The organism is Rathayibacter sp. AC182, from assembly GCF_979253875.1.
This window is the reverse complement of the sequence record NZ_CEEDEK010000003.1, coordinates 842,011-864,468: the sequence shown is the minus strand read 5'-3', so window position 1 is coordinate 864,468 and position 22,458 is coordinate 842,011. Positions and strand designations below refer to the sequence as shown.

Here is a 22,458-nt window from a genome sequence, read left to right as displayed (position 1 = left end):
CGAGCGCTGGGTCGAGGACAGTGCATCCCAGGACGTCGTCTTCGCTCCGATCCTCACCGCGTACCGGCTGATCGGACGGCGACGATGACAGCGCTCGGAGGCGTCACCGTCATCGCTCCGTGCCACAACGCCCAGCAGAGCCTGCCCTCCTTCCTCGTCCGACTCGGCGAGACGCTCGGGATCGGCGACCGGGTCGTGCTCGTGGACGACGGATCGACGGACGGCACCCACCGTCTGCTGAGGGAGTGGGTCGACGGTCGGGCGGAGCGACGCTCATCCGCCTCGAGTCCAACGGAGGCGTCGCGGCTGCTCGGAACCGGGCTCTCCTCCGAGAGCACGACCGATTTCGTCTGGTTCGTCGACGTCGACGACGAGTGGAACCGCGCATCCTGCGGACCCTGCGCGAGGAGGCCTTGCGGGCGTCGGCGGACATCGTCGTCTGCCGTGCGCTCTACAGGATCGGAGCGGACCGGTCGGGACGGGTGATCGACGGTCTCGCGCGCCGAGAGCTCGTCTCGTCGAGACCGCACTCGAGCGGATGGCGCTCGGGAGGATGCACGGCTTCCTCTGGAGCAAGCTGTTCCGCCGGAGCATCCTCCACGAGCGAGCAGTTCCCGCTGCTGTCGTCGCAGTCCGACTTCGTGGGTGTCCTGCGGGCCGTGCAGGAGGCGCAGCGGGTCCTCTTCATCCCCGAGGTCTCTACTCCACCTCTACACCGCCTCGTCCATCACCCGCCGCCGGAACCCGGACCTCGGGAATCTGCTCACGTGCGCTCACGAGATGGATGCCGCGCTCGAGGGGTCTTCGACGAGGTGCCGGCTCGGCTGAGCGACTGGTTCACGACCTGGTTCTACGCGATCCCCGTCGCGCTGACTCCCATCCGCCAGAACTCGATGCGGAGCTCGTCCGCCGTGGCGTCGCCCTCGGCTCAGCGGCGTTGCAGGACGTCCATCTCCTCCGCTCCGCCCGTCGGCCCAGACTCCTGCTCCTCGCGCTCGTGCTCAAGCCGCACCCGTGCTCTTCGCCGCGCTCAGTCGAGCGCTCTTCCGCATCCACGACACCGCTCGCCGCGTGTCGAGCCGAAGCGGCGGTGACGGATGATCCGCCCGGCCGTCGCCCGCCGCTCCCGTGAGTACTCGCGATCGCAGAGGAACGCACCGATGACCTCTACATCACCGGCCGTCTCCGAGTGGATGCCCGCCAGCATCACGTCCACTCGATCAGGCCGCCGACGCCGTCCTCGAGCTGGCGAGCGGCGGCCGGGACGAGCTCGTCGTCACGCCCAACACCGATCACTTCGTGCGGTGGAAGCACTCGGAGGCTTTCCGGCGGCACTACGGACGCGCGGCGCTGGTGGTCCTCGACGGCGCTCCTCGTGTGGCTCGCGCGAGGCTACGGCCACTCCGATGCCACCCGCGTCACCGGTATCGACCTGTTCACGGAGGTCTGCCGACGAGCTGCCGTCGAGGGCCTGGCCCTCGCGATCATCGGCGGGAGGGAGGGGTAGCGGCGCGAGCCGCTGGTCTCTGCGTCAGCGGTTCCCCGGGGTCGTCATCAGGTTGGCGGAGGGCCCGAGCAGCAGCGACCTCGACGATCCGGCCTATCTGGCAGCCCTCGCAGCCCGCCTCCCGCGCAGAGGGCGTCCAGATCCTCGCACTCTGCCTCGGCTCACCGAAGCAGGAGGAGGTCCAGAGCGGCACTTCTGCGCGCAGGCGGGCGGGGCCGTCTCCCTCGGGGTCAGAGCCGCTGTCGATTTCCTCGCGGCGGGCACGGCGGTCCGTGCGCCGATGATCCTGCAGAAGCTCGGTCTGGAATGGCTGCACCGGCTGGTATCCGAGCCTCGGCGGCTCGGCCGGCGCTATGCGACGGACGCGATCCTCCTCGCTCCGAGCCTGATCGCTCTGGCGCGCTTCCGGATCGTCCGTCGGCACCACCGCAGTCCCTCCTCCCCGGGCGACAGGACGTGAGCACCGCGTCGGCCCGTCGCCGTCGGCCGGTCGGCCGTGCGACAGCGCGTCGGGTGCTGGGCTTCGTCCTGCTGCCGCTGCTCGGCGCTGTCGCCCCGCTCCTCGTGCTGCCGATCGTGACGGGCCGCTTCGGACAGGAGACGTTCGCGGCGCTCGTGGTTGCTCAATCGGCTGGGCTCGGCCGGGGCGGTGCTGGTCGAGCTCGGCTGGGGCGTCAACGGGCCCAGCGCGTCTCCCGTCAGAAGCCGCGGAACCGGGCCCGCACGGTCGCGCTCTCGACGCTGACCAAAGCGCTCGTCCTCCTGCCGACATCCCTCCTCCTCGTCGTCGCGGCCGTCGCGCTGGTCGAGCCGGGGCACAGGGGTCGAGCCGCCCTGATCGCGGTCTCCGGTGCGTTCGGGAGCCTCAACACCGTCTGGGTCTTCATCGGGATGGGTCGTCCGTCGCTGGTCCTCCTCGTGGAGTCCCTCCCGCCTCTCGCTCCTGCTCGCTTCGGCGGTCGGCATGGCGCTCGGCGGGCCGTTCTGGCTGTACGTCGCCGCCTCCGTGCTTCCGCCGTCTGCTGCCACTGCTCGGCATGAGGTCGTCGGCACACGGTGGAGGGACCTGCGCTCCTTCGGCTGGAGGCACGTGCTCCGCGCGACACGAGCTCAGTTCAGCGCGCTCAGTGCGCGAGCGCTGAGCGCGGTCTACATCGCCTTGCCGGTCGCCCTCGTCAGCGCCGTCGCACCCGCCGGCACCGTCGCGGTCTTCGGAGCGCTGGAAAGGTCGCTGCGCGCATGCTCCTGACCGGTCTGCAGGCGCTTCCCCAGCGCGATGCAGGGCTGGGTCGGCGGTGGTGCCACCCGCGACATCCGGGCGTACGCGGTCTCTTCGGGCGATCCGCGATCAATGCCGGTATCGGTGCGGTCGCGGGCTCTGCTCTTCGCGCTCGCGGGCCCGGCTCTCGCCGAGGGTGCTGTTCTCCGGGGTCGTCGGGTTGGCCACCACCGCGAGACGACCGTCGGCGGAGCGCTGATCCTCCTCGTCCGGCGTGTCGCGAGCAACCGGGGGCCTCGCACTCGTCGCCGGTGCGGCGGGTCTCGGGGATCACCTGGAGCGCGCTGGCGGGGCGCCGCGCTCGGACTGCCGCTCGTGCCGCTCCTCGCGGCCTCGCACGAGGCTCTCGGCGCCTTGTCATCGAGGGAGGCGTCGGCCGCAGCCGCCGTCCTCCTCGTACAGGTGGTCGTCCTGCGACGGCGACTCGTGCGGATGCGCGCGCGGAGCAAGAGCCGTGTCCCCGGAGACGAACACCCGGCCCCTGAGGAGAGACAGTGAAGCCGCTCTCGATACTGCAGTACCGCGTCGACGACCGTTCCTACCCGCGCAACTCGCGGAGGATCAGGTCGTCCTGCGCTCCGCGGGCCACCGCGTCGCAGTGCACGATCGCTCGCGGGCGACCTCGCTCGTCCGCCGAGCACTCGTCGACCTGCGATCCGCTGATCATCGATTCGAGGGGCGCCGACGTCATCGTCGTCTCCGAGTTCCTCCCTGCCAGCACTTCGTCCCGTTCGCCTGGGCGGTCGCGAAGAGCGCGTCGCGCGGTCCTGGTCGTCGAGCTGCTTCGTCTTCAGATTACGAGACGCGACGGTGCTGGACTGGGGTGCGCGCTCGCCGAGGTCCCTGCGCGCGTGGATCTACCGGCTCATCGAACTGGTGGTCCAGGTCGTCCTGGCGGACGTCGTCCTGTGCAAAGGTCGACCACGCGGGTCCGTGCAGCCAGGATCCGGAGCGGTGGCCGACGTCGGCGGGTGGCGCTGTCGCTGCCCCGTCGGAGCTCCCGGCTGGGTCTCCGCGAGCCCTCACTCCGAGGGGCCACCGCTCCGGAAGTGCTCTTCTACGGCTCGTACCTGCCCCGCCACGGGGTCCCCACGATCGTCCGAGCTCTGATCGAGCTTCGAGACCGAGGACGTGCGGTTCACCTTCGTCGGGACGGCCCAGCACGACGGGGGCGTCCAGGACATGCGGCGGCTCGCGGACGAGGGCGGAGCGGCGCACACTGTGCCGTTTCCTCGACGCCGTCCCTGTGATGGAGCTCGGGAAACCGGCTGCTCGCCGAGCACGACGTGGTGCTCGGCGTCTTCGGGGGATCCGGAGAAGGCCGGTTCCGTGATCGCGAACCAGGTCTGGCAGGGCCTCGCCGCCGGGCGCGTCGTGGTGACTCGGGAGGAGTCCGGCTCCTCGATGAGATCCGCGACCTCGTCGGGGATCAACTGAGGACCGTGCCGCCCGAGGATCCGCTCCGTCTCGCCTCCCGGCTCCGCCGATCTGCTCGCGGAGGAGCCGACCGGACTACACGGGTGCGAGCGCGTCGCTCGAGCGAGTACGTGACGAGCGAGTTCGAGGTGCTTCCTCGGTGAACTCGAGGCGACCCGAGCCCGACGATGAGCGCCGACACCCTCCTCGCTGTCCTGGTCGCGGCCGTCGTCTGGCTGATCCTCGCGCTCCTGATCCCGCGCGCCGTCGCCCAGGCCGATCGTCCTGGGTGCGGCGCTCGCCGTCTGCTCTTCGTGTTCTCGAACGGCAACCAGTCCGGCGCGATGCTGACCGCCGCTCTCGCCTTCCTCCAGCGCGTCCTCGATGATCTGCCTCGTCCGGGTCCCCGCCCTGCCGGGCAAGGCGATCGCGCGCCTACCTCCTGGCGGCGTCGTGGTGGTCGGTGGTCCTCGTCGGCTCGGTGCTCATCGCCGAGGCCTATCCGCTGGTGAGGATCGCGAGCTACAGCCTCGCCTGCCGTTCTCGTGGCTGTCGTCGTCGGTTCGTTCTCGTCCGACGAGGTCGCTCTGCTGCTCCGGATCGTCCTCGTGCTCGTCCTCGTCGAAGTAGCGCTGGGCTCCTACTGGGCGGTGAACTCGATCGAGCCGGTGTGGGGGCACCGCAACGACGATCCGCGACCGAACCCCCTCTGCGACGGGGCCTTCCCGCGCGGGCAGGGCACTCTCGGCCACCCCATCTTCTTCGCGGTCGCCTGCGCGGTCGGGCTGCTCGTCGTGGTGACCGATGCCGTGCGGCTCGTACCCGCGGCGCGGATCGCGTCAGGAGTCGTTCTCGTGACGGGGCTGGCGATGTCCGGAGACGCGGAGTGTGATCGCGGCCGTCCTGATCTCGTGCCGGGTTCTGGCTGATCTCGCCGAAGTCGAAGCGCAGCGGTCTCGTCGAAGACGCCGCCGTACTCCCGGCGGCAGTCGAGGCCGCCCTCACGTTCTCCTCCTATCTCGGGTCGATCGTCGCGGCGACGATCGGCTGCGCAGTTCGTACGAGCAGCGCGCCTCGTCCTGGGGATCACTGCCGACGGTGCTCGAGGCGCTCCGACGTCGAAGTGCTGTTCGGCTCCGGCGTGGGATCGGAGAGTCCAGTCTCTACACATCCGGGATCCTGTACTCGCCCTGCAACTTCCCCCCCCCCCCCGGAGCAGGTCGTGGACAACTGGATTCGTCTACCTGCTCGCCACTCAGGGGGTCGTCGGGCTCCGGCTTCTTCGCGGCACTGCTGTGCGCGGTGCTGCTCGCGACGGGGGATTCGACGCGGCGAGTCGCTCCTCATCCTCTTCCTGGTGCTGACGTTCTCGTTCGACCTCCTTCTCGCGCCGTTCCCCGGCGTCCTGTTCTTCCTGGTCGCAGCGCTCCACGGCAGCGGACGTCCTGCTGTCCAGCAGCTCCAGGGCCCGGCACCGATCGTGGTGCGACGTCGGCGCGAGTCCTCGGCCAGCTCGGCGGCTGCCCGAGCGGGTCGGCACTGCCTCTCCCCCGCGGTCGGCACGGCTCGAGCACCTCCCACTGGATCGCGCCTCGATGACCTCGCCGTCGCCACGAGGAGAGCGTGACGAGCGCCGACTCGGCCGAGGACAGGGCGGCGGGACGGGGGCTGCCGAGTATCATTTGCCGCGTTGCCCGGCACGCATCTACGACTGCTCCGTCGACACGGACCTCCTCACCGGCACCCGGCTCGCGCGAACGGCGATCGGACGCGGTGAGCTCGTCGTGCTGCCGACCGACACGGTCTACGGAGTCGCGGCCAACGCCTTCGACGCCGCGGCCGTGCAGCGCCTGCTCGACGCGAAGGGGCGGACGAGGCAGTCGCCTCCGCCCGTCCTGATCGGCGATGTCTGCGCGCGCTTTCGACGCCCTCGCCGAGAACGTGCCGGAGCCCGTGCGCGGCTCGCAGAGAGCCTTCTGGCCCGGCGGGCTCACGATCGTCACTGCACGCCCAGCCGTCGCTCGTCTGGGACCTGGGGGAGACCAAGGGCACCGTCGCGCTGCGCATGCCCAACAACCCCGTCACGCAGCTTTCGAGCTGCTCGCCGAGGACCGGCCGCTTCGCCGTCTCCTCCGCGAACAAGACGGGCCGTCCCTCCGCCACCACCGCGCAGGAGGCCCCACCGAGCAGCTGGGCGACGCGGTCGACGTCGACACTCGACGCGGGTGCCGCGGGCACCGGCCACGCCGAGCGCCCGGCCGGAGCCAGCGAGTCGTCGACGATCGTCGACGCCACCGCTCTGAGCTTCGAGGGCGGGACGCTGCGCATCCTGCGTCAGGGCGTCGTGTCGGCCGAGAGCATCCGCGACGTCGTCGGGGACCTGCTGCCCGACGAGTCGGCGCAGGTCACCCCCGCTCCGGCGGTCGCCGAGCCGGAGGCCCGCGGGGAGTCGTTCGACGCCTCGCTGCCGATGGAGCCCGAGGTCGAGCAGCCCGCTCCCTCCCGCCCGGCCCGACTGGGCCTCGGGCGCGCGCCTGCCCCGGACGAGCCGGCGGCGAGCGGCTGCCGCGCGCCCCGACTCCGCCCGGGTGAGTAGCCCGTGATCGCCGCTTCGACACCTGGTCTCGCTCGCGTGCGCGGGCGGCACTTCGCGCTCTCGTTCATCGTCTGGAAGCTCGCGCTCGGGTTCAAGCTCTACCCGAAGATCCAGGGTTCGCGACGTCCACACGCGGCCCACGCGCGCCTCGGCCAGGACATCGCGATGTTCCTCGGGATGGTCGTCTCGTTCGGCATCGCCTCGCGGGTGCCGGCCAACTGCCGTCTCGTCTTCGCGAATCCCGAGCCGATCCTCGCGATCCTCGGGGCCAGCCTCCTCATCGTGCTGATCGGCTTCGGCGTGGCGGACGACATCTGGGACCTCGACTGGACGGCGAAGCTCGCCGGGCTGGCTGATCGCGGCCGGGCTGATCGCCTGGAAGGGCGTGCAGATCGTCTCGCTGCCGATCGGCGGCCTCACGGTCCGGCTCGCCCTGGATGTCGCGCTGATCATCACCGTGCTGGCGATCGTCCTCGTCACCAACGCCCTCAACTTCATCGACGGGCTCGACGGACTCGTGGCCGGAGTCGCCCACGATGTCGCGAACGGCGTCTTCTTCCTCTACAGCTACCTCCTGGTCCAGCGCCACCTCGCCGACGGACTACTTCAACCTCGCCGCGTCGCTCATCGCGGTGGTGCTGGTCGGCGCGTGCGCCGGCTTCCCCCTGCCGATCAACTGGCGCCCCGCGCGCATGTTCATGGGCGACGGGGGAGCGCTGCTCGTCGGCATGCTCGCTGGCCACGGCGGCGGTCCGCGGTCACCGGTCAGATCGACCCGGCGCAGCTGAAGGCCAAGGAGTTGCTCCCGGCGTCCATCCCGATCTGTCCTGCCGTTCGCGATCCTGATCGTGCCGCTGATGGACTTCGGCCTCGCCGTGTTCCGCAGGCTCCGCGCCGGCAAGTCGCCCTTCGAGCGCCGACCGGAAGCTTCACCCTGCCGGCTCCTCGGCATGGGCCACTCGCACCTGCTGCACGCGGTCCTCATCTTCTACTCCTGGACCGCCGTCATCGCCTTCGGCTGCCTCCTGATCTTCGTCGTCGACGTGATGCTGGATCCCGCTGGCGTTCCTCGGCGTCGGCCTCGTCGCCTGCACCGTCGTCACCCTCGCTCCGCTGAGCCGGCGCAAGCGGCTCGAAGCCGCCGCCCAGTCGGCGGAGGCGTCGCCCGTCCTCGATCCCCTCGACCGCGCGTCCGCAGCGGACCCGGTCGACCCTCCGGTCGGCCTGCCGCTCGGCCGGGACACCGCGGCGCCCTCGACGGCGCGGAAGGGAGCATCATGACCGGGGGCATCCCGGCCACCACCCGCCCCCAGCCCGCGCTCGGTGCCGATCCTGCGCCGCACCCTCGTGCTCGGCGGCGCGTTCATCGCCGCTCTCGCCGTCGTCGAGTGCGATCGTCGGCGCCCTCGTCGCCGGGGAGAGGGCGCGATCGGCGCGCTCGTCGGAGGCCGTCATCGGCGGAGGTGATGGTCGCGCTCACGGCGGTCAGCATCCTGGTCGCCAACCGGCTCGACATCGGCGGCTTCTTCGCCGTCGTGCTCGGCATGTGGCTGGCGAAGTTCGTGCTGTTCGTCATCGCCGCACTGGTCCTCCGCGACCAGCCGTGGCTGAACAGCACGGCCATGTTCGTGACGATCATCGTCGCGGATGCTCGGCTCGCTCGCGATCGACGTCCTCGTGGTGTCGCGCTCGCGGATGCCGAACGTGAGCGACATCGCCCGGGTAGAGCGAGCGCCACCCGTGCGCTTTCTGAGAGCGACACGATTCGGCTCTCGAGGCCGTTCTGTTTGCTACAGTAGGGACGAGATCCGCAGGCGAACGTGTGCCCGTCCTCAGGTCGTCTCATCGTTGATGTCGGTCGTCGAGTACGAACGCCGTCCGAGCGGAAAGACCCCACCTTTCGTCGTCGCGAGAGCGTTGTGTCCGAATGATGAAGATCATCCGGCTGCCGCACGTGCCACGCCCCCGAATTCCAGGAGCCGGCGCTGCTTGCTAACGCTGTGACCCTGTTGGTCTCTGCCTCGACCGGTGAAGTGACTTCCCGCACCCCGTCGATCTCGGAGTTCTTCCCGCCCGGTTTCCTCTTCGAGGGAACCCCTTTCGAGATCAACCGCGTCATGCTGGTCCGCTTCATCGCGGTCATCGCGCTGATGCTGTTCTTCTGGCTCGGGACGCGCAAGATGCGCATCGTGCCGGGACGCTTCCAGAGCGTCGTCGAGATGGCCTTCGACTTCGTGCGCGTCGCGATCGCCAAGGACATCCTCGGTGAGAAGGACGCCCGTCGCTTCCTCCCGATCCTCGTGACGATCTTCTTCGCGATCATCGCGATGAACCTGCACGGGAATCGTGCCGTTCCTCAACATCGCGGGAACGTCGGTCGTCGGGATGCCGCTCTTCCTCGGTCTCGTGGCGTACGTCACGTTCATCTACGCCGGCATCAAGGACCGCGGGATGGGCTTCTTCAAGAACGCCCTGTTCCCGCCCGGAGCGCCGTTCCTGATCTACTTCATCCTCACGCCGATCGAGCTCCTGCAGACGTTCATCATCCGTCCGCTCTCGCTCGCCCTCCGACTCGTGATGAACATGATCGTCGGCCACCTCCTGCTGGTGCTGTGCTTCTCGGCACGCAGTTCTTCCTCTTCAGCTCGCAGGTCGACCCGGGCTTCAAGCTCTTCGGTGTCGTGACCTTCGCCTTCGGAGAGCGCCTTCACGCTCTTCGAGCTGCTCGTCGCCGTCCTCCAGGCGTACATCTTCCCCGCTCTCCTCGCAGCGGTCTACATCCCGGATTGGCCGTCGCCGAGAGCACTGGCACCACAACTCACGGGCTCCCACACCGTTCACACGATCGGCACCACTGAAAGGACCCACTCGTGGACTCAGTCACCAGTGCTCGCCGAACTCACCGGCAACATCGCGACGGTCGGTTACGGCCTCGCAGCGATCGGCCCCGGCATCGGTGTCGGCATCGTCGCGGGCAAGACCGTCGAGGCCATGGCGCGCCAGCCCGAGATGACCCGGCCGCCTCCAGACCACGATGTTCCTCGGCATCGCGTTCACCGGAGGTGCTCGCCCTCATCGGCCTCGCCACCTACTTCATCTTCGCGGCGTAGTCGTGTTCAGCACCGCTGTGAACATCGCGCGCTGCGGAAGAAGCTGACGTCCCCGAGGTCATTCTGATCCCGGAGTTCCACGACTTCTTCTGGTCGGGGGTGATCTTCCTCATCCTCCTGTTCTTCTTCTGGAAGCTGGTTCTGCCGCGCATCCAGAAGATGCTCGACGCGCGGTCCGCCGCCATCGAGGGGAACATCGCCAAGGCCGACGAGGCTCGGCGACAGGCGGAAGCCGCTCTCGGGAAGTACACCGCTCAGCTCGCGGAAGCGCGTGCCGAGGCCGAGGTCATCCGCGAGAAGGCCAATGCCGACGGCAACGCGATCGTGGCGGCGAAGAAGGAGCAGGCTCAGGCCGAGGCCGAGCGCATCCTGCACAACGCGCACGCCCAGATCGAGGCCGACCGCCAGTCGGCCGTCGTCGCCCTGCGCTCCGAAGTCGGAACCCTCGCCATCGATCTCGCCTCCGGCGTGATCGGCGAGAGCCTCAACGACGACGCGAAGGCGTCCGCCATCGTGGACCGCTTCCTCGCCGACCTCGAGGCCTCGGAGAAGGCGAACAGCTGATGGGAGCGCGTCACGACAGGCTCCTGGCCGCCGCGAAGGCGGAGCTCTCCGCCTTCAACGGCCATGTGTCGCTCGAGGCGGCTCAGCAGCTCTTCGAAGCGGCCCGGGTCATCGACTCGCAGGCGCAGCTTCGCTCGGCCCTCTCGGACCCGAGCGTCGAGGCGGCGAGCAAGCGTGCCCTCGTGGCCCGCGTGTTCGCCCCCTTCGACGTCGCTGCCAAGCGCCTGCTCACCGTCATCGCCGGACACCGCTGGTCGAGCCCGAGCGACCTCGTCGCCGGGATCGAGGAGGTGGGGTCCGTGCGATCGCCTCCTCCGCACCCGAGGGCGTCTCGATCGAGCGCGAGCTGCAGATGTTCGGCGCGGTCGTCTCGTCCGACGCCGGACTCGAGCTGGCACTCGGCAGCAAGCTCGCCGCCGCCGACCGTCGAAGGTGTCGCTCATCCAGCGGCTCCTCGAGGGCAAGGCGTCGGCCGAGACGCTGGCGATCCTCCGGCAGCTGATCGCGCACCGCGCGGTCGCCGCGTGCCGGAGCTCGTCCGCTTCGCCGCCGGCGTGGTCGCCGACCAGGGCGGTTTCACCATCGCCACGGTCTCGGTCGCCTCGCCGCTCGCCCCGCACCAGCTCGACCGGCTGCGGACCGCCCTCTCGCAGTACGACCGTCCGGTCTCCGTCAACATGCTCGTCGACCCCTCCCTCCTGGGCGGGATGAGGCTGCAGGTCGGCGACGAGGTCATCGACGGGACCGTGTCCGCACGGCTCTCCGACCTGAAGCTCCAGCTCGCGTCCTGACGGGCGCACGTATCCTCCAGGGGCGGCTCGCGCCACTCCGCTCCCCGCACCATCCAGGTCAGGCCCCGACGACCTCTTCGGCTCGCACGGACCCAACGAATAGGAATTCCCATGGCAGATATCACCATCAGCCCGGATGAGATCCGCGACGCGCTGAAGGACTTCGTCTCGTCGTACGAGCCGGGCAAGGCCTCCACGACCGAGGTCGGCTACGTCATCGACGCCGCCGACGGCATCGCCCACGTCGAGGGACTCCCCGGCGTCATGGCCAACGAGCTCATCCGCTTCTCGAACGGCGTCCTGGGCCTCGCCCAGAACCTCGACGAGAACGAGATCGGCGTCGTCGTCCTCGGCGAGTTCTCCGGCATCGAGGAGGGCATGGAGGTCACCCGCACCGGCGAGGTCCTCTCCGTCCCCGTCGGCGACGGCTACCTCGGCCGCGTGGTCGACCCGCTCGGCAACCCGATCGACGGACTCGGCGAGATCGCCTCCGAGGGCCGCCGCGCTCTCCGGGCTCCAGGCTCCCGGCGTCATGTCGCGCAAGTCGGTCCACGAGCCGCTGCAGACCGGCATCAAGGCCATCGACGCGATGATCCCCGTCGGCCGCGGTCAGCGTCAGCTGATCATCGGCGACCGCCAGACCGGCAAGACGGCCATCGCGATCGACACGATCATCAACCAGAAGGCCAACTGGGAGTCGGGCGACACCGACAAGCAGGTCCGCTGCATCTACGTCGCCATCGGCCAGAAGGGCTCGACCATCGCCTCGGTGAAGGGCGCGCTCGAGGACGCCGGAGCCATGGAGTGCACGACGATCGTCGCGTCCCCGGCCTCCGACCCCGCCGGCTTCAAGTACCTCGCCCCCTACACCGGCTCGGCCATCGGCCAGCACTGGATGTACGGCGGCAAGCACGTCCTGATCATCTTCGACGACCTGTCGAAGCAGGCCGAGGCGTACCGCGCCGTGTCGCTCCTCCTGCGCCGCCCGCCGGGGCGCGAGGCGTACCGGGTGACGTCTTCTACCTGCACTCCCGTCTGCTGGAGCGCTGCGCGAAGCTGTCCGACGAGCTCGGCGCCGGATCGATGACGGGCCTCCCGATCATCGAGACCAAGGCGAACGACGTCTCGGCGTACATCCCGACCAACGTGATCTCGATCACCGACGGCCAGATCTTCCTGCAGTCCGACCTCTTCAACGCGAACCAGCGTCCCGCGGTCGACGTGGGCATCTCGGTCTCGCGAGTCGGCGGTGACGCTCAGGTCAAGTCGATCAAGAAGGTCTCGGGAACGCTCAAGCTCGAGGCTCGCCCAGTACCGCTCGCTCGAGGCCTTCGCGATGTTCGCGTCCGACCTCGACGCGGCGTCCCGTCGTCAGCTCGCCCGCGGTGCACGCCTGACCGAGCTGCTCAAGCAGCCGCAGTACTCGCCGTACCCCGTGGAGGAGCAGGTCGTCTCGATCTGGGCCGGCACGAACGGCAAGCTCGACGAGGTGCCCGTCCCCGACGTGCTGCGCTTCGAGCGCGAGCTGCTCGACTACCTGGGCCGCAACACGCAGGTCCTCTCCACGCTGCGCGACACCAACGTGCTCTCGGACGACGTCGTCGCCGAGCTGTCACGTGCCGTCGACGGCTTCAAGCTCGAGTTCCAGACCGGTGAGGGCAAGCCCCTCGCCTCGGTCGGGCGCGAAGAGCACCAGGCGATCTCGGCCGACGAGGTCGGCCAGGAGAAGATCGTCAAGGTCCGTCGCTAACAGCGGCACCCCGGCGATTCGTCACACAAGGACTACAGGAGACACATGGGAGCGCAACTTCGGGTCTACCGGTCGAAGATCCGTTCGGCCCAGACGACCAAGAAGATCACTCGGGCCATGGAGCTGATCTCGGCCTCGCGCATCCAGAAGGCGCAGAACCGCGTCGCCGCCGCGGCTCCGTACTCGAACGCGATCACGCGGGCCGTGTCGGCCGTCGCGACCTACTCGAACGTCGAGCACCCGCTCACGACCGAGCGCGAGAAGCTGGACACGGCCGCGATCGTGATCTTCACCTCCGACCGCGGACTCGCAGGAGCCTTCTCCTCGAGCGTGCTCAAGGAGGCGGAGGAGCTGGCCTCGCTGCTGCGCAGCGAGGGCAAGGAGGTCGTCTTCTATCTGGTCGGCCGCAAGGCGAACGCGTACTTCTCGTTCCGGAAGCGCCCCAGCGTGCGCGTCTGGACCGGAGGCACCGACCAGCCCGTGTTCGAGACGGCGAAGGAGATCGCCGACGCGGTCGTCGAGTCGTACAACCTCGATGACGAAGAGGGCGGCGTGGACGAGATCCACCTCGTGTACAACCGCTTCGTCAGCATGGTCACCCAGCAGCCGACGGTCGTCCGTCTGCTGCCGCTCGAGGTCGTCGAGGGCGCGGAGGACCAGAACAGCGACCTCTACCCGCTGTACGAGTTCGAGCCGGACCCCGAGACGGTCCTCGACCGCCTCCTCCCGGTCTACGTCGAGAGCCGGATCTTCAACGCGATGCTGCAGTCGGCGGCGTCGGAGCACGCAGCGCGTCGAAGGCGATGAAGTCGGCGAGCGACAACGCCGACACGCTGATCAAGACCTACACGCGTCTCGCCAACAACGCCCGCCAGACCGAGATCACGCAGCAGATCGCGGAGATCGTCGGCGGCGCGGACGCCCTGTCGTCCGCCAAGTAGACGGCTCTCCTCCCCAGACACGAAACTCCGCGCCCCGGGTGCGGTGAGACCAAGAAGGAAGAAGCAATGACACTGACCGCACCTGAGGCGGCGACCGGGACGTCGGGCGGGGCCATCGGCCGCATCGCCCGCGTCACCGGCCCCGTCGTTGACATCGAGTTCCCCCACGACGCGATCCCCGAGGTCTACAACGCGCTCTACACGCACGTCGAGGTCGAGGGCGTCTCGAGCAAGCTGACCTTCGAGGTCGCGCAGCGCCTGGGCGACGACCTCGTCCGCGCCATCTCGCTCAACCCGACCGACGGACTCGTCCGCGGTCAGGAGGTCCACGACACCGGCCTGCCGATCTCGGTCCCCGTCGGCGACGTGACCAAGGGCAAGGTCTTCAACGTCATCGGAGAGGTGCTCAACGCCGACGCCGATGGCAAGATCAACGGCGAGTCGTTCGAGATCACCGAGCGCTGGCCCATCCACCGCAAGCCGCCTGCGTTCGACCAGCTCGAGTCGAAGACGGAGCTGTTCGAGACCGGCATCAAGGTCATCGACCTCCTCACCCCGTACGTGCAGGGCGGCAAGATCGGCCTGTTCGGCGGAGCGGGCGTCGGCAAGACGGTCCTCATCCAGGAGATGATCCAGCGCGTCGCGCAGGATCACGGTGGAGTGTCGGTGTTCGCCGGTGTCGGCGAGCGCACCCGTGAGGGCAACGACCTCATCGCCGAGATGGAGGAGGCGGGCGTCTTCGACAAGACCGCCCTCGTCTTCGGCCAGATGGACGAGCCGCCGGGAACCCGCCTCCGTGTCGCCCTGTCGGCGCTCACGATGGCGGAGTACTTCCGCGACGTGCAGAAGCAGGACGTGCTGCTCTTCATCGACAACATCTTCCGCTTCACGCCAGGCCGGCTCGGAGGTGTCGACCCTGCTGGGCCGCATGCCCTCCGCGGTGGGCTACCAGCCGAACCTCGCCGACGAGATGGGTGTGCTCCAGGAGCGCATCACGTCGACCCGCGGACACTCGATCACCTCGCTGCAGGCGATCTACGTCCCCGCGGACGACTACACCGACCCGGCGCCGGCAACCACGTTCGCGCACCTCGACGCCACCACCGAGCTCTCGCGCGAGATCGCGTCGAAGGGCCTGTACCCGGCCGTCGACCCGCTGACCTCGACCTCGCGGATCCTCGACCCCCGCTACCTGGGCGCCGACCACTACCGCGTGGCGACGAACGTGAAGCAGATCCTGCAGAAGAACAAGGAGCTGCAGGAGATCATCGCGATCCTCGGTGTCGACGAGCTCTCCGAGGAGGACAAGATCACGGTGTCGCGTGCGCGCCGCATCCAGCAGTTCCTCTCGCAGAACACGTACATGGCGAAGAAGTTCACCGGCGTCGAGGGATCGACCGTGCCGCTGAAGGACACCATCGAGTCGTTCGACGCGATCACCAAGGGCGAGTTCGACCACGTGGCCGAGCAGGCGTTCTTCAACGTCGGCTCGATCTCGGACGTCGAGGAGAAGTGGGTCCAGATCCAGAAGGAGAACGGCTGATCATGGCCGGGACCCTGAAGGTCAGCGTCGTCTCCGCCAACGCGGAGGTGTGGTCGGGAGAGGGCGAAGCAGCTCACGGCCCGCACCGTCGAGGGCGAGATCGGAATCCTCGCCGGGCACGAGCCGCTGCTGGCGATCCTCGCCAGTGGTGAGGTCCGCGTCACCGCGGTCGACGGTTCGCGCATCACCGCGCAGGCCGATGACGGATTCCTGTCCGTCGAGAACGACGTCGTCACCGTCGTCGCCCGCGAGGCGGCGCTCGTCTGAGACACCGCCGCTCACCGCGGCACCGGAGGGGCCGGGCGATCATCACGATCGCCCGGCCCCTCCGTGCGCTGCGCGGGCGCGAGCAACCGAAGGAGCACCGTGCACGTCCTGCTGCCGCCGTCCGAGACCAAGCGCCCCGGGGGCGCTCTTGCGTTCGCCCTCGAGGCGCTCGCGTTCCCGGAGCTCTCGTCGCTCCGACGCGAGCTGCGCGACGCGCTGGTGGAGCTCTCGGCCGATCGCGAGGCGTCGGCCCGGGCTCTGAAGCTCAGCCCGCGGCAGAGCGGGGGAGATCGAGCGCAACGCGGAGCTTCCCCTCGCCCCGGCGATGCCGGCGATCGACCGGTTCGACGGAGTCCTCTGCCGACTCGCTCGGTGCGGAGACCCTGGACGGGGCGGCGCGATCGTTCCTCGCGCGCACTGTGCTCATCCAGTCGGCTCTCTGGGGCCCGGTCGCCGCGCTGGACCCCATTCCCGCCTACCGGTTGTCGCACGACTCCCGGATCCCGGGGAAGCCGCTCAAGCGGTGGTGGGCCAGGTCGGCGGGCGCGGCGCTGTCCTCGCTCGAAGGTCTGGTGCTCGATCTCCGGAGTGAGGCCTACGCGGCCCTCGGCCCGCTGGCGAGCGGTGAGGGCCGGTTCTTCGTCCGGGTGCGCTCGCGCGGCGCCGGACGGGGTGCTCCGCAACCTGAACCACTTCAACAAGTTGAGCAAAGGGCACTTCGTGCGGGCGCTCGCGGAGGACGCCGTCGAGACCGACTCGCTCTCGGAGCTCGCGGCGTGGTCGGCGGGCAGAGGATTCGAGCTCTCCCTGAACGAGTCGACGGGCGAACTGGATCTGGTGGTTCCCGAGGCCTGACTCAGCCGACCGCGCGGAAGCAGCCCCTCACGTGGTCGTCGACGATGCCGGCCGACTGCTGCAGCGCGTACATGGTGGTGGGGCCGACGAAGCGGAACCCGGCCTTCCGGAGCGCTCGGGCGAGAGCGAGCGAGGACGCCGTAGTCGTGGGGATCTGGTCGACGGAGACCGGTGCCGATGACCTGCGCTCGTCCGGGAACGACCAGACCAGACGATCGAGTGCGCCCTCGCCGTCGCGCTCGCGCAGCGCCACGACGGCCTGAGCGTTCTCGATCGTCGCGATGATCTTGGCGCGGTTGCGGATGATGCCGGTGTCGTCCATCAGCCTCTCGACGTCGTCGCCGTCCATCCGAGCCACGGCGTCCGGTTCGAAGTCGTGGAAGACCTGTCGGAACTTCGGTCTCTTGCGGAGGATCGTGATCCACGACAGACCGGCCTGGAATCCTTCGAGGCAGATCTTCTCGAAGAGCGGGCGGTCGCCGTGGAGCAGGGCCCCACTCCTCGTCGTGGTAGCGGCGGTACTCCGGGTCCTCGCCCGACCAGGCGCAGCGGGCGAGGCCGTCCTCGCCGACGAGGACGCCGTCGGCCGTCGTCATCGGTGGGGGATCCCCTCGTGATCGAGCAGCCAGGCCTTCGTCGGCAGCCCTCGCCGCCGCTGTAGCCCGTGATGCGCCCGTCGCCCGCGAGCACGCGGTGGCAGCCGATGATGATCGGGATCGGATTGCGACCGACGGCTCCTCCGATCGGGCGCCCCGCTCAACCGCCCGGTGGCGGCGCCCAGGGCCCCGTACGAGGTGATCTCCCCCCAGCCCAGACCCTGCAGCGCCCGCCAGATCTCGAGCTGGAAGACCGTGCCGCGCAGCCTCAGAGGCAGATCGAAGGTCCTGCGAGTCCCGGTGAAGTACTCGTCGAGCTGGGTCACGGCCGCGTCGAGGACGGGATCGTCCGACTCGCGGAGGTGGTCGTGGGGGAGCTCGTCGGCTTTCGCGATCGCGAGCGACACGACGGACTCGCCGTCACCGCCCACCTCGATCCTGCCGAGCGGGCTCGTCGTGCGGCGGACGAGGAGGGGAGTCGTTCTCATGCCACGAGAGTACCGACGCGTCCCCGCCGCGACCGGCGGGAATCGGACATCGGTGCACAGGTCGGGCGGAGGGCGCGTGGGGAGGAGCCAGGGGAGTGCGGGGTGGCGGCGCACGCGGTCTTCGGAGAAGAGGGCGCAGGGGGCGGCCGGGATTCCTCCACAGGAGCGCCTTCGGCCCGGTCGTCTTCGGAGGCGGACGAGTGGGCGAGCGGCGCCGCGTGCGGGCCGCCACTGTGCAGCCATGACTCTCCACGACACGACCGCCTCCCTTCTCCACCGACGAGCCCTCGCGCAGGTGCCGCGACTCGTCGGCTTCCGTCCTCGCGAGAGCGTCGTCCTGCTGCCGGTGCGGGACGGGTCGACGACCGGAGCCCTGCGCTTCGACCTGCCCCGCGGAGACCCTGCGCCCTCGGTCGGGGCGTTCCTCGGGGCGCTCGGACGATTCGGTCGGGCCGACTCCGTCGTCGCCGTCGTCTACACCTCGAGCGCGCGCAGAGGCGGGGCAGTCGCGGCAGCGCTCCGGGGACGGGCCCGGGCGCTGTCGGTCGACGTGGTCCAGGTCCTCGACGCGGACGACGATTCGATCGACGGATCCTCCACCGGTGCGATCGGCGAGGCGCCGGAGCAGGCGCGGTCGGTCGCGGAGCACGTCGACGCACTGCTCGACCGTCATCCTCGAGCGGAGCTGCCCGCGCGTCTCCGGGGCAGTGTCGACGGGCTGCTGCGGCGGACCGCGGACGGTGGCAGCCGTCTCCCGAGACCTGCTCTGACGGCCGCGCTGATCGTCAGTGCGCAGCGTCCCGGTTGGGTCGGCCACGCCCTCTCGCTGGTCTCCCAGCCGCGTGCGGTGACGCCGCGGGCCGCGCTCCTCTCGGCCTTCACCCTCGTCGCGGCGGTGGCCGAGCTCACTCCGAGGACCGAGCGGGCAGCGGTGCTCGTCCTGCTCGCCGTCCTGCACTGGTCCACCGGCGATCCCGAGGAGGCCGCGCGCGTGGCAGGGGAGGCGGGACGGACGGATCCGCACGAGGAGAGCGCACGGCGACTGCTCGCGGCACTCGGGCGAGGCGAGCGCTCACCGTGGCTGGTCGGGCAGGAGCGCGCCGCGTGACTCCGCGGCGCGCTCGTCGCTCAGAGCCGCGACCACGCCTCCGTGAGGACGCCGCGCAGGATCTGCTCGATCTCGTCGAACTCCTTCGGGCCGACGGTGAGCGGCGGCGCGAGCTGCACCACCGGGTCGCCCCGGTCGTCCGCGCGGCAGTACAGGCCCGCGTCGAAGAGCGCCTTCGACAGGAACCCGCGGAGCAGCCGCTCGGACTCGTCCTCGTCGAAGGTCTCCTTCGTCACCTTGTCCTTCACGAGCTCGATGCCGAAGAAGTACCCGGCTCCGCGCACATCTCCGACGATCGGCAGATCGAGCAGCTTCTCGAGCGTCGAGCGGAACACGGGCGAGTTCTCGCGGACGCGCTCGTTGGAGCTTCTCCTCCTCGAAGATGTCGAGGTTCTCGAGCGCGACCGCCGCCGACACCGGGTGCCCGCCGAAGGTGTAGCCGTGCGGGAACGACACCTGGCCGTGCCGGAAGGGCTCGTAGACGCGGTCGCTGACGATGGTCGCTCCGATGGGGGAGTAGCCGCTCGTCATCCCCTTCGCGCAGGTGATCATGTCGGGGACGTAGCCGTACTCGTCGCACGCGAACATGTGCCCGATCCGGCCGAAGGCGCAGATCACCTCGTCCGAGACGAGCAGGACGTCGTGGCGGTCGCAGATCTCGCGCACCCTCTGGAAGTAGCCGGGAGGGGGCGGGAAGCAGCCTCCCGAGTTCTGCACCGGCTCCAGGAACACCGCGGCGACGGTGTCCGGACCCTCGAACTCGATCATCTCCTCGATCCTGTCCGCTGCCCACACGCCGAACGCCTCGAGGTCGTCCCCGTGCTGCGGGGCCCGGTAGAAGTTCGTGTTGGGCACGCGGAATCCTCCGGGGACCAGCGGCTCGAACATCGACTTCATCGCGGGGATGCCGGTGATGGCGAGAGCTCCTGCGGAGTGCCGTGGTAGGCGACGGAGCGCGAGATCACCTTGTGCTTGCCGGGCTTGCCCTGGAGCTTCCAAGTGCTTCGCGAGCTTGAAGGCCGTCTCGACGGCCTCGCCTCCTCCGGTCGAGAAGAAGACCCGGTTGAGATCGCCCGGCGCGTGGTCGGCCAGACGGTCCGCCAGCTCGATGGCGGAGGGGGTCGCGTAGGACCACAGGGGGAAGAAGGACAGCTCGGACGCCTGCTTGGCGGCGGCCTCGGCGAGGCGGCGCCGCCCGTGGCCCGCGTTGACGACGAACAGGCCGGACAGGCCGTCGAAGTACTTGCGGCCGGTGCTGTCCCAGATGTGGTGGCCCTCGCCCCGCGTGATGATGGGGACGCCGGCGCCCGAGTCCATCACGGACTGCCGGGTGAAGTGCATCCAGAGGTGGTCCTTCGCCTTCTTCTGGAGCGCGGCGTCGTCGACCCCGCTCGGTGCGTCGGTGCCGCTGACGGCGTCGCCCGACTCGAGGGCGTCGGTGGAAAAGGCTGTATCGGTCATGGCTTACCGCGTTCCCCAGTTGTAGAACTGCTTGTGGAGCTTGAGATAGACGAAGGTCTCGGTCGAGAGGACTCCCGGCAGCGAGCGGATCTCCTGGTTGAGGAGGGCGATGAGGTCGTCGTCGTTCTCGCAGACGACCTCGGCGAGGATGTCGAAGGTGCCCGCGGTGAGGACCACGTAGTCGACGGCGGGAATCGCGGCGAGGCGGTCGGCGACGTCGCGCGTGTCACCGGTGACACGGACGCCGATCATCGCCTGACGGTAGAAGCCGAGCTGCATCGGATCCGTGACGGCGACGATCTGCATCACGCCGGATTCGGTGAGCTTCTGCACCCGCTGGCGGACCGCTGCCTCGCTCAGACCGACGGCCTTGCCGATCTCGGCGTACGAGCGGCGCCCGTCGGCCTGCAGCTGCTCGATGATCGCCTTCGACACGTCGTCGAGCTGGACGGGGCGCTGTGAAGGAGGGCGGTTGGGGCTCATGCGACGATCCTGGCAGTCAAGAGGTACCGCGGCAAGTGAATCCGCACGCTCGGCCCCCGTCCGTGCACGGATTCCACCGTCGTCCGGAGAAGCAGTGCGACCCGCTCCCGAGGCGGTCGCCTCCGGCCGCGCGCTCGGCCGGGAGAGCGCTCTGCCGCCCCGTCGTCAGCAAGTAGCATCGGAGGGTCCTCCGCCGCTCGCGGGCGGTGCAGCGCAGACGAGGAGACGCGATGACGCAGATCGGCCGCGGCCGCGCCTCCGTCACCGTCCCCGTCTCGGCGTGGAGCTCCGATGCGCCGTCGGCGGAGGTGACGCTGGGCTGGGCCGCGAGGACGCACACCGGCCACGTCCGCAGCGGCAACGAGGACAGCTACCTGGCGAAGTCCCCGCTCTTCGCGGTCGCCGACGGCATGGGCGGCCACGCGGCGGGCGAGGTGGCGAGCGACGCCGTCGTCTCCCCGGCTCTCGACGGCGGCGACCGGAGCGACGGTCGGCGCCGAGGAGATCGACCGGGCTCTGCGGGACGCCGTGAGCGACATCGCGCGCCAGTCGCAGTCGGCCGACCGCGGCACCGGCACGACCGTCACCGGAGCGGCGCTGACCGCCGTCGGAGGCGAGCCCTACTGGTCGGTCTTCAACATCGGCGACTCCCGGGTGTACCTGTGGGTCCAGGGGTCGCTGGTGCAGCTGACCGTCGACCACTCGGTCGTGCAGGAACTGGTCGACGCCGGGCTGATCTCGCGCGACGAGGCCGACGTGCATCCGCACAGCAACGTGATCACGAGGGCCGTCGGCTTCCACGAGGCTCCCGTCCCCGACTACCGGCTCGTGCCGGTGATCGCGCCCCTCGCGACTCCTGCTCTGCTCCGACGGACTGACGAAGGAGCTGACGGACGCGGGGCTCGAGCACCTCCTCTCCTCGACCACGAGTGCGCAGGACGCGGTCGACGCTCTGATGGACGCCGCGCTCGAGAACGGCGGCCGGGACAACGTCACCGTCATCGTGGTGGACGTGCTCGACGTCACGGGCGAACCGGGCTGATCCCCGCCGTCCGGGCGGTGGGCGGCGGACGCCGGATAGCATGGAGGACGGAAAGGGCGTTCTCGGTGATCTGCAGCACGCGTGTGGCTCCACCCTCGCCTCGGGCGCGATCCTCTGCGGCGAGTGCGGCAGCCCGGTGGCGACGCACGCGACCCCCGGGCTCTCCAGCCCGACGTCGTCCGGCGACACGACGGTGCTCGATCCCTCGCGCCGCGCCTGGCTGCCCGGGCTCGCACCGGGGCGCCACCGCCGACCGGCACCCGGCGCGCCTCTCGCCCCTCCGGTCCAGGGCCTCGTCCGCCTGTCCTTCGGGACCGGTCATCACGCGATCGTGACGGGCACGGGACTCGTCGGACGGCAGCCGCTGCCGGATCCCGGCGAGAACGTGCGCCACATCCTCGCGATCCCCGACGAGACCCGGTCGCTGTCGAAGACCACCTCGAGTTCGGCTTCGACGAGGGCGGGCTGTGGGTGAGGGACCGGTGGTCGGCGAACGGCACGGTGCTGGTTGCTCCGACGCAGGCACCGCTCCCGCTGGAGGCGGGGCGCCGCTACCGGGCGAAGATCGGCAGCCGGGTGCTGCTCTCCTCCGTCGAGATGGCCGTCGAGCGGGTCGACGGCTCCTCCACAGGCACCAGCCGTCCCCCGATCACCCGCTGAC

Annotated in this window: 22 protein-coding genes and 12 pseudogenes; 28 read left to right on the top strand and 6 right to left on the bottom strand. The window is 69.7% G+C overall.

The window, feature by feature from the left end:
* Positions 1-84 precede the first annotated feature (84 nt).
* The 6 genes from AC0CII_RS07840 (at position 85) to AC0CII_RS07815 (ending at position 2,756) form a co-directional block, all read left to right on the top strand.
* Positions 85-486 carry a glycosyltransferase family 2 protein gene (locus AC0CII_RS07840; RefSeq protein WP_465229011.1) on the top strand — a complete coding sequence of 134 codons (402 nt, stop codon included), beginning with the start codon at positions 85-87 and terminating at the stop codon, positions 484-486.
* Positions 483-1,094, top strand: coding sequence for a hypothetical protein (locus AC0CII_RS07835; protein WP_465229010.1), 612 nt, complete (start codon positions 483-485; stop codon positions 1,092-1,094). The genes AC0CII_RS07840 and AC0CII_RS07835 overlap by 4 nt, the downstream gene beginning before the upstream one ends.
* Positions 1,095-1,375: 281 nt before the next feature.
* Entirely contained in the window at positions 1,376-1,507 is a 132-nt protein-coding gene (locus AC0CII_RS07830) for a hypothetical protein (RefSeq protein ID WP_465229009.1), read from the top strand.
* A 52-nt stretch (positions 1,508-1,559) separates the two neighbouring features.
* On the top strand, positions 1,560-1,967 hold the full coding sequence (locus tag AC0CII_RS07825; RefSeq protein ID WP_465229008.1) for a WecB/TagA/CpsF family glycosyltransferase: 408 nt from the start codon (positions 1,560-1,562) through the stop codon (positions 1,965-1,967).
* Positions 1,964-2,548, top strand: a complete 585-nt coding sequence (locus AC0CII_RS07820; protein WP_465229007.1) for a hypothetical protein — start codon at positions 1,964-1,966, stop codon at positions 2,546-2,548. The genes AC0CII_RS07825 and AC0CII_RS07820 overlap by 4 nt, the downstream gene beginning before the upstream one ends.
* 49 nt (positions 2,549-2,597) lie before the next feature.
* On the top strand, positions 2,598-2,756 hold the full coding sequence (locus tag AC0CII_RS07815) for a hypothetical protein (protein ID WP_465229006.1): 159 nt from the start codon (positions 2,598-2,600) through the stop codon (positions 2,754-2,756).
* Between the two features lie 568 nt (positions 2,757-3,324).
* Here AC0CII_RS07815 and AC0CII_RS07810 read toward each other — a convergent pair.
* Positions 3,325-3,453, bottom strand: coding sequence for a hypothetical protein (locus AC0CII_RS07810; RefSeq protein WP_465229005.1), 129 nt, complete (start codon positions 3,451-3,453; stop codon positions 3,325-3,327).
* A gap of 464 nt (positions 3,454-3,917) precedes the next feature.
* Here AC0CII_RS07810 and AC0CII_RS07805 point away from each other — a divergent pair, with 464 nt between their 5' ends.
* The 18 genes and pseudogenes from AC0CII_RS07805 to AC0CII_RS07720 all read left to right on the top strand — a co-directional run bounded on the left by AC0CII_RS07805 (position 3,918) and on the right by AC0CII_RS07720 (position 16,619).
* Positions 3,918-4,223 carry a hypothetical protein gene (locus AC0CII_RS07805; RefSeq protein ID WP_465229004.1) on the top strand — a complete coding sequence of 102 codons (306 nt, stop codon included), beginning with the start codon at positions 3,918-3,920 and terminating at the stop codon, positions 4,221-4,223.
* Positions 4,224-4,390: 167 nt separating this feature from the next.
* Positions 4,391-4,714: a hypothetical protein gene (locus AC0CII_RS07800; RefSeq protein ID WP_465229003.1), complete on the top strand. Its 324-nt coding sequence runs from the start codon at positions 4,391-4,393 to the stop codon at positions 4,712-4,714.
* Positions 4,715-4,747: 33 nt separating this feature from the next.
* Positions 4,748-5,131 carry a hypothetical protein gene (locus tag AC0CII_RS07795; protein WP_465229002.1) on the top strand — a complete coding sequence of 128 codons (384 nt, stop codon included), beginning with the start codon at positions 4,748-4,750 and terminating at the stop codon, positions 5,129-5,131.
* Positions 5,132-5,424: 293 nt separating this feature from the next.
* A complete protein-coding gene (locus tag AC0CII_RS07790) occupies positions 5,425-5,829 on the top strand; it encodes a hypothetical protein (protein ID WP_465229001.1) in 405 nt (134 codons plus the stop codon).
* Positions 5,798-6,052, top strand: a pseudogene (locus AC0CII_RS07785) (Sua5/YciO/YrdC/YwlC family protein); the annotation flags it as partial. The gene AC0CII_RS07790 and the pseudogene AC0CII_RS07785, both read left to right, overlap by 32 nt.
* A gap of 215 nt (positions 6,053-6,267) precedes the next feature.
* Entirely contained in the window at positions 6,268-6,798 is a 531-nt protein-coding gene (locus AC0CII_RS07780; protein ID WP_465229000.1) for a hypothetical protein, read from the top strand.
* Between the two features lie 385 nt (positions 6,799-7,183).
* Positions 7,184-7,303 (top strand): annotated as a pseudogene (locus AC0CII_RS07775) (undecaprenyl/decaprenyl-phosphate alpha-N-acetylglucosaminyl 1-phosphate transferase); the annotation flags it as partial.
* A gap of 352 nt (positions 7,304-7,655) precedes the next feature.
* Complete coding sequence (locus AC0CII_RS07770; RefSeq protein ID WP_465229111.1) at positions 7,656-8,597, top strand: hypothetical protein; 942 nt, start codon at positions 7,656-7,658, stop codon at positions 8,595-8,597.
* A gap of 318 nt (positions 8,598-8,915) precedes the next feature.
* A pseudogene (atpB, locus tag AC0CII_RS07765) lies at positions 8,916-9,579 on the top strand (F0F1 ATP synthase subunit A); the annotation flags it as partial.
* Between the two features lie 105 nt (positions 9,580-9,684).
* Positions 9,685-9,908 (top strand): annotated as a pseudogene (atpE, locus tag AC0CII_RS07760) (ATP synthase F0 subunit C).
* A gap of 60 nt (positions 9,909-9,968) precedes the next feature.
* Entirely contained in the window at positions 9,969-10,472 is a 504-nt protein-coding gene (locus AC0CII_RS07755; RefSeq protein ID WP_465229095.1) for a F0F1 ATP synthase subunit B, read from the top strand.
* Positions 10,472-11,263, top strand: a complete 792-nt coding sequence (locus tag AC0CII_RS07750; protein WP_465228999.1) for a F0F1 ATP synthase subunit delta — start codon at positions 10,472-10,474, stop codon at positions 11,261-11,263. Before AC0CII_RS07755 ends, AC0CII_RS07750 begins: the two co-directional genes overlap by 1 nt.
* 111 nt (positions 11,264-11,374) lie before the next feature.
* Positions 11,375-13,013 (top strand): annotated as a pseudogene (gene atpA, locus AC0CII_RS07745) (F0F1 ATP synthase subunit alpha).
* A 45-nt stretch (positions 13,014-13,058) separates the two neighbouring features.
* A pseudogene (locus AC0CII_RS07740) lies at positions 13,059-13,954 on the top strand (F0F1 ATP synthase subunit gamma).
* A 66-nt stretch (positions 13,955-14,020) separates the two neighbouring features.
* A pseudogene (gene atpD, locus AC0CII_RS07735) lies at positions 14,021-15,497 on the top strand (F0F1 ATP synthase subunit beta).
* A gap of 2 nt (positions 15,498-15,499) precedes the next feature.
* A pseudogene (locus AC0CII_RS07730) lies at positions 15,500-15,764 on the top strand (F0F1 ATP synthase subunit epsilon).
* A gap of 419 nt (positions 15,765-16,183) precedes the next feature.
* Positions 16,184-16,312 (top strand): annotated as a pseudogene (locus tag AC0CII_RS07725) (peroxide stress protein YaaA); the annotation flags it as partial.
* A gap of 124 nt (positions 16,313-16,436) precedes the next feature.
* Positions 16,437-16,619: a hypothetical protein gene (locus AC0CII_RS07720; protein ID WP_465229110.1), complete on the top strand. Its 183-nt coding sequence runs from the start codon at positions 16,437-16,439 to the stop codon at positions 16,617-16,619.
* Between the two features lies 1 nt (position 16,620).
* Here the strand turns inward: AC0CII_RS07720 and AC0CII_RS07715 are convergent.
* Positions 16,621-17,215: pseudogene (locus tag AC0CII_RS07715) on the bottom strand (DNA-3-methyladenine glycosylase I).
* Between the two features lie 323 nt (positions 17,216-17,538).
* Positions 17,539-17,703, bottom strand: a pseudogene (locus tag AC0CII_RS07710) (hypothetical protein); the annotation flags it as partial.
* A 241-nt stretch (positions 17,704-17,944) separates the two neighbouring features.
* Between AC0CII_RS07710 and AC0CII_RS07705 the strand changes: the two are divergent.
* Entirely contained in the window at positions 17,945-18,811 is an 867-nt protein-coding gene (locus AC0CII_RS07705; protein ID WP_465225573.1) for a DUF4192 family protein, read from the top strand.
* A gap of 20 nt (positions 18,812-18,831) precedes the next feature.
* Here the strand turns inward: AC0CII_RS07705 and AC0CII_RS07700 are convergent, their stop codons facing one another.
* The 3 genes and pseudogenes from AC0CII_RS07700 to AC0CII_RS07690 all read right to left on the bottom strand — a co-directional run bounded on the left by AC0CII_RS07700 (position 18,832) and on the right by AC0CII_RS07690 (position 20,755).
* Positions 18,832-19,146 (bottom strand): aminotransferase class III-fold pyridoxal phosphate-dependent enzyme, encoded by a 315-nt coding sequence (locus tag AC0CII_RS07700; RefSeq protein ID WP_465229094.1) that lies wholly within the window; start codon positions 19,144-19,146, stop codon positions 18,832-18,834.
* An 85-nt stretch (positions 19,147-19,231) separates the two neighbouring features.
* Positions 19,232-20,128: pseudogene (locus AC0CII_RS07695) on the bottom strand (aminotransferase class III-fold pyridoxal phosphate-dependent enzyme); the annotation flags it as partial.
* Positions 20,129-20,275: 147 nt separating this feature from the next.
* Entirely contained in the window at positions 20,276-20,755 is a 480-nt protein-coding gene (locus AC0CII_RS07690) for an Lrp/AsnC family transcriptional regulator (RefSeq protein WP_207402950.1), read from the bottom strand.
* A gap of 230 nt (positions 20,756-20,985) precedes the next feature.
* Between AC0CII_RS07690 and AC0CII_RS07685 the strand changes: the two genes are divergently transcribed.
* From AC0CII_RS07685 to AC0CII_RS07675, 3 genes are all read left to right on the top strand, one after another.
* Positions 20,986-21,633, top strand: coding sequence for a PP2C family protein-serine/threonine phosphatase (locus AC0CII_RS07685; RefSeq protein WP_465228998.1), 648 nt, complete (start codon positions 20,986-20,988; stop codon positions 21,631-21,633).
* Positions 21,634-21,837: 204 nt separating this feature from the next.
* Positions 21,838-22,272 carry a hypothetical protein gene (locus tag AC0CII_RS07680; protein ID WP_465228997.1) on the top strand — a complete coding sequence of 145 codons (435 nt, stop codon included), beginning with the start codon at positions 21,838-21,840 and terminating at the stop codon, positions 22,270-22,272.
* The gene (locus AC0CII_RS07675; protein ID WP_465228996.1) at positions 22,269-22,457 is read left to right on the top strand and encodes a hypothetical protein; all 189 of its coding nucleotides are present in this window, start codon (positions 22,269-22,271) and stop codon (positions 22,455-22,457) included. Before AC0CII_RS07680 ends, AC0CII_RS07675 begins: the two co-directional genes overlap by 4 nt.
* The last annotated feature ends 1 nt before the right edge of the window (position 22,458 follow it).

Coding starts and splice junctions, on each gene's coding strand:
- AC0CII_RS07840 (WP_465229011.1), top strand. CDS start 85: ATGACAGCGCTCGGAGGCGTCACCGTCATCGCTCCGTGCCACAACGCC.
- AC0CII_RS07810 (WP_465229005.1), bottom strand. CDS start 3,453: ATGATCAGCGGATCGCAGGTCGACGAGTGCTCGGCGGACGAGCGAGGT.
- AC0CII_RS07800 (WP_465229003.1), top strand. CDS start 4,391: ATGAGCGCCGACACCCTCCTCGCTGTCCTGGTCGCGGCCGTCGTCTGG.
- AC0CII_RS07780 (WP_465229000.1), top strand. CDS start 6,268: ATGCCCAACAACCCCGTCACGCAGCTTTCGAGCTGCTCGCCGAGGACC.
- AC0CII_RS07770 (WP_465229111.1), top strand. CDS start 7,656: ATGGACTTCGGCCTCGCCGTGTTCCGCAGGCTCCGCGCCGGCAAGTCG.
- AC0CII_RS07750 (WP_465228999.1), top strand. CDS start 10,472: ATGGGAGCGCGTCACGACAGGCTCCTGGCCGCCGCGAAGGCGGAGCTC.
- AC0CII_RS07705 (WP_465225573.1), top strand. CDS start 17,945: ATGACTCTCCACGACACGACCGCCTCCCTTCTCCACCGACGAGCCCTC.
- AC0CII_RS07690 (WP_207402950.1), bottom strand. CDS start 20,755: ATGAGCCCCAACCGCCCTCCTTCACAGCGCCCCGTCCAGCTCGACGAC.
- AC0CII_RS07685 (WP_465228998.1), top strand. CDS start 20,986: ATGACGCAGATCGGCCGCGGCCGCGCCTCCGTCACCGTCCCCGTCTCG.
- AC0CII_RS07680 (WP_465228997.1), top strand. CDS start 21,838: ATGGAGGACGGAAAGGGCGTTCTCGGTGATCTGCAGCACGCGTGTGGC.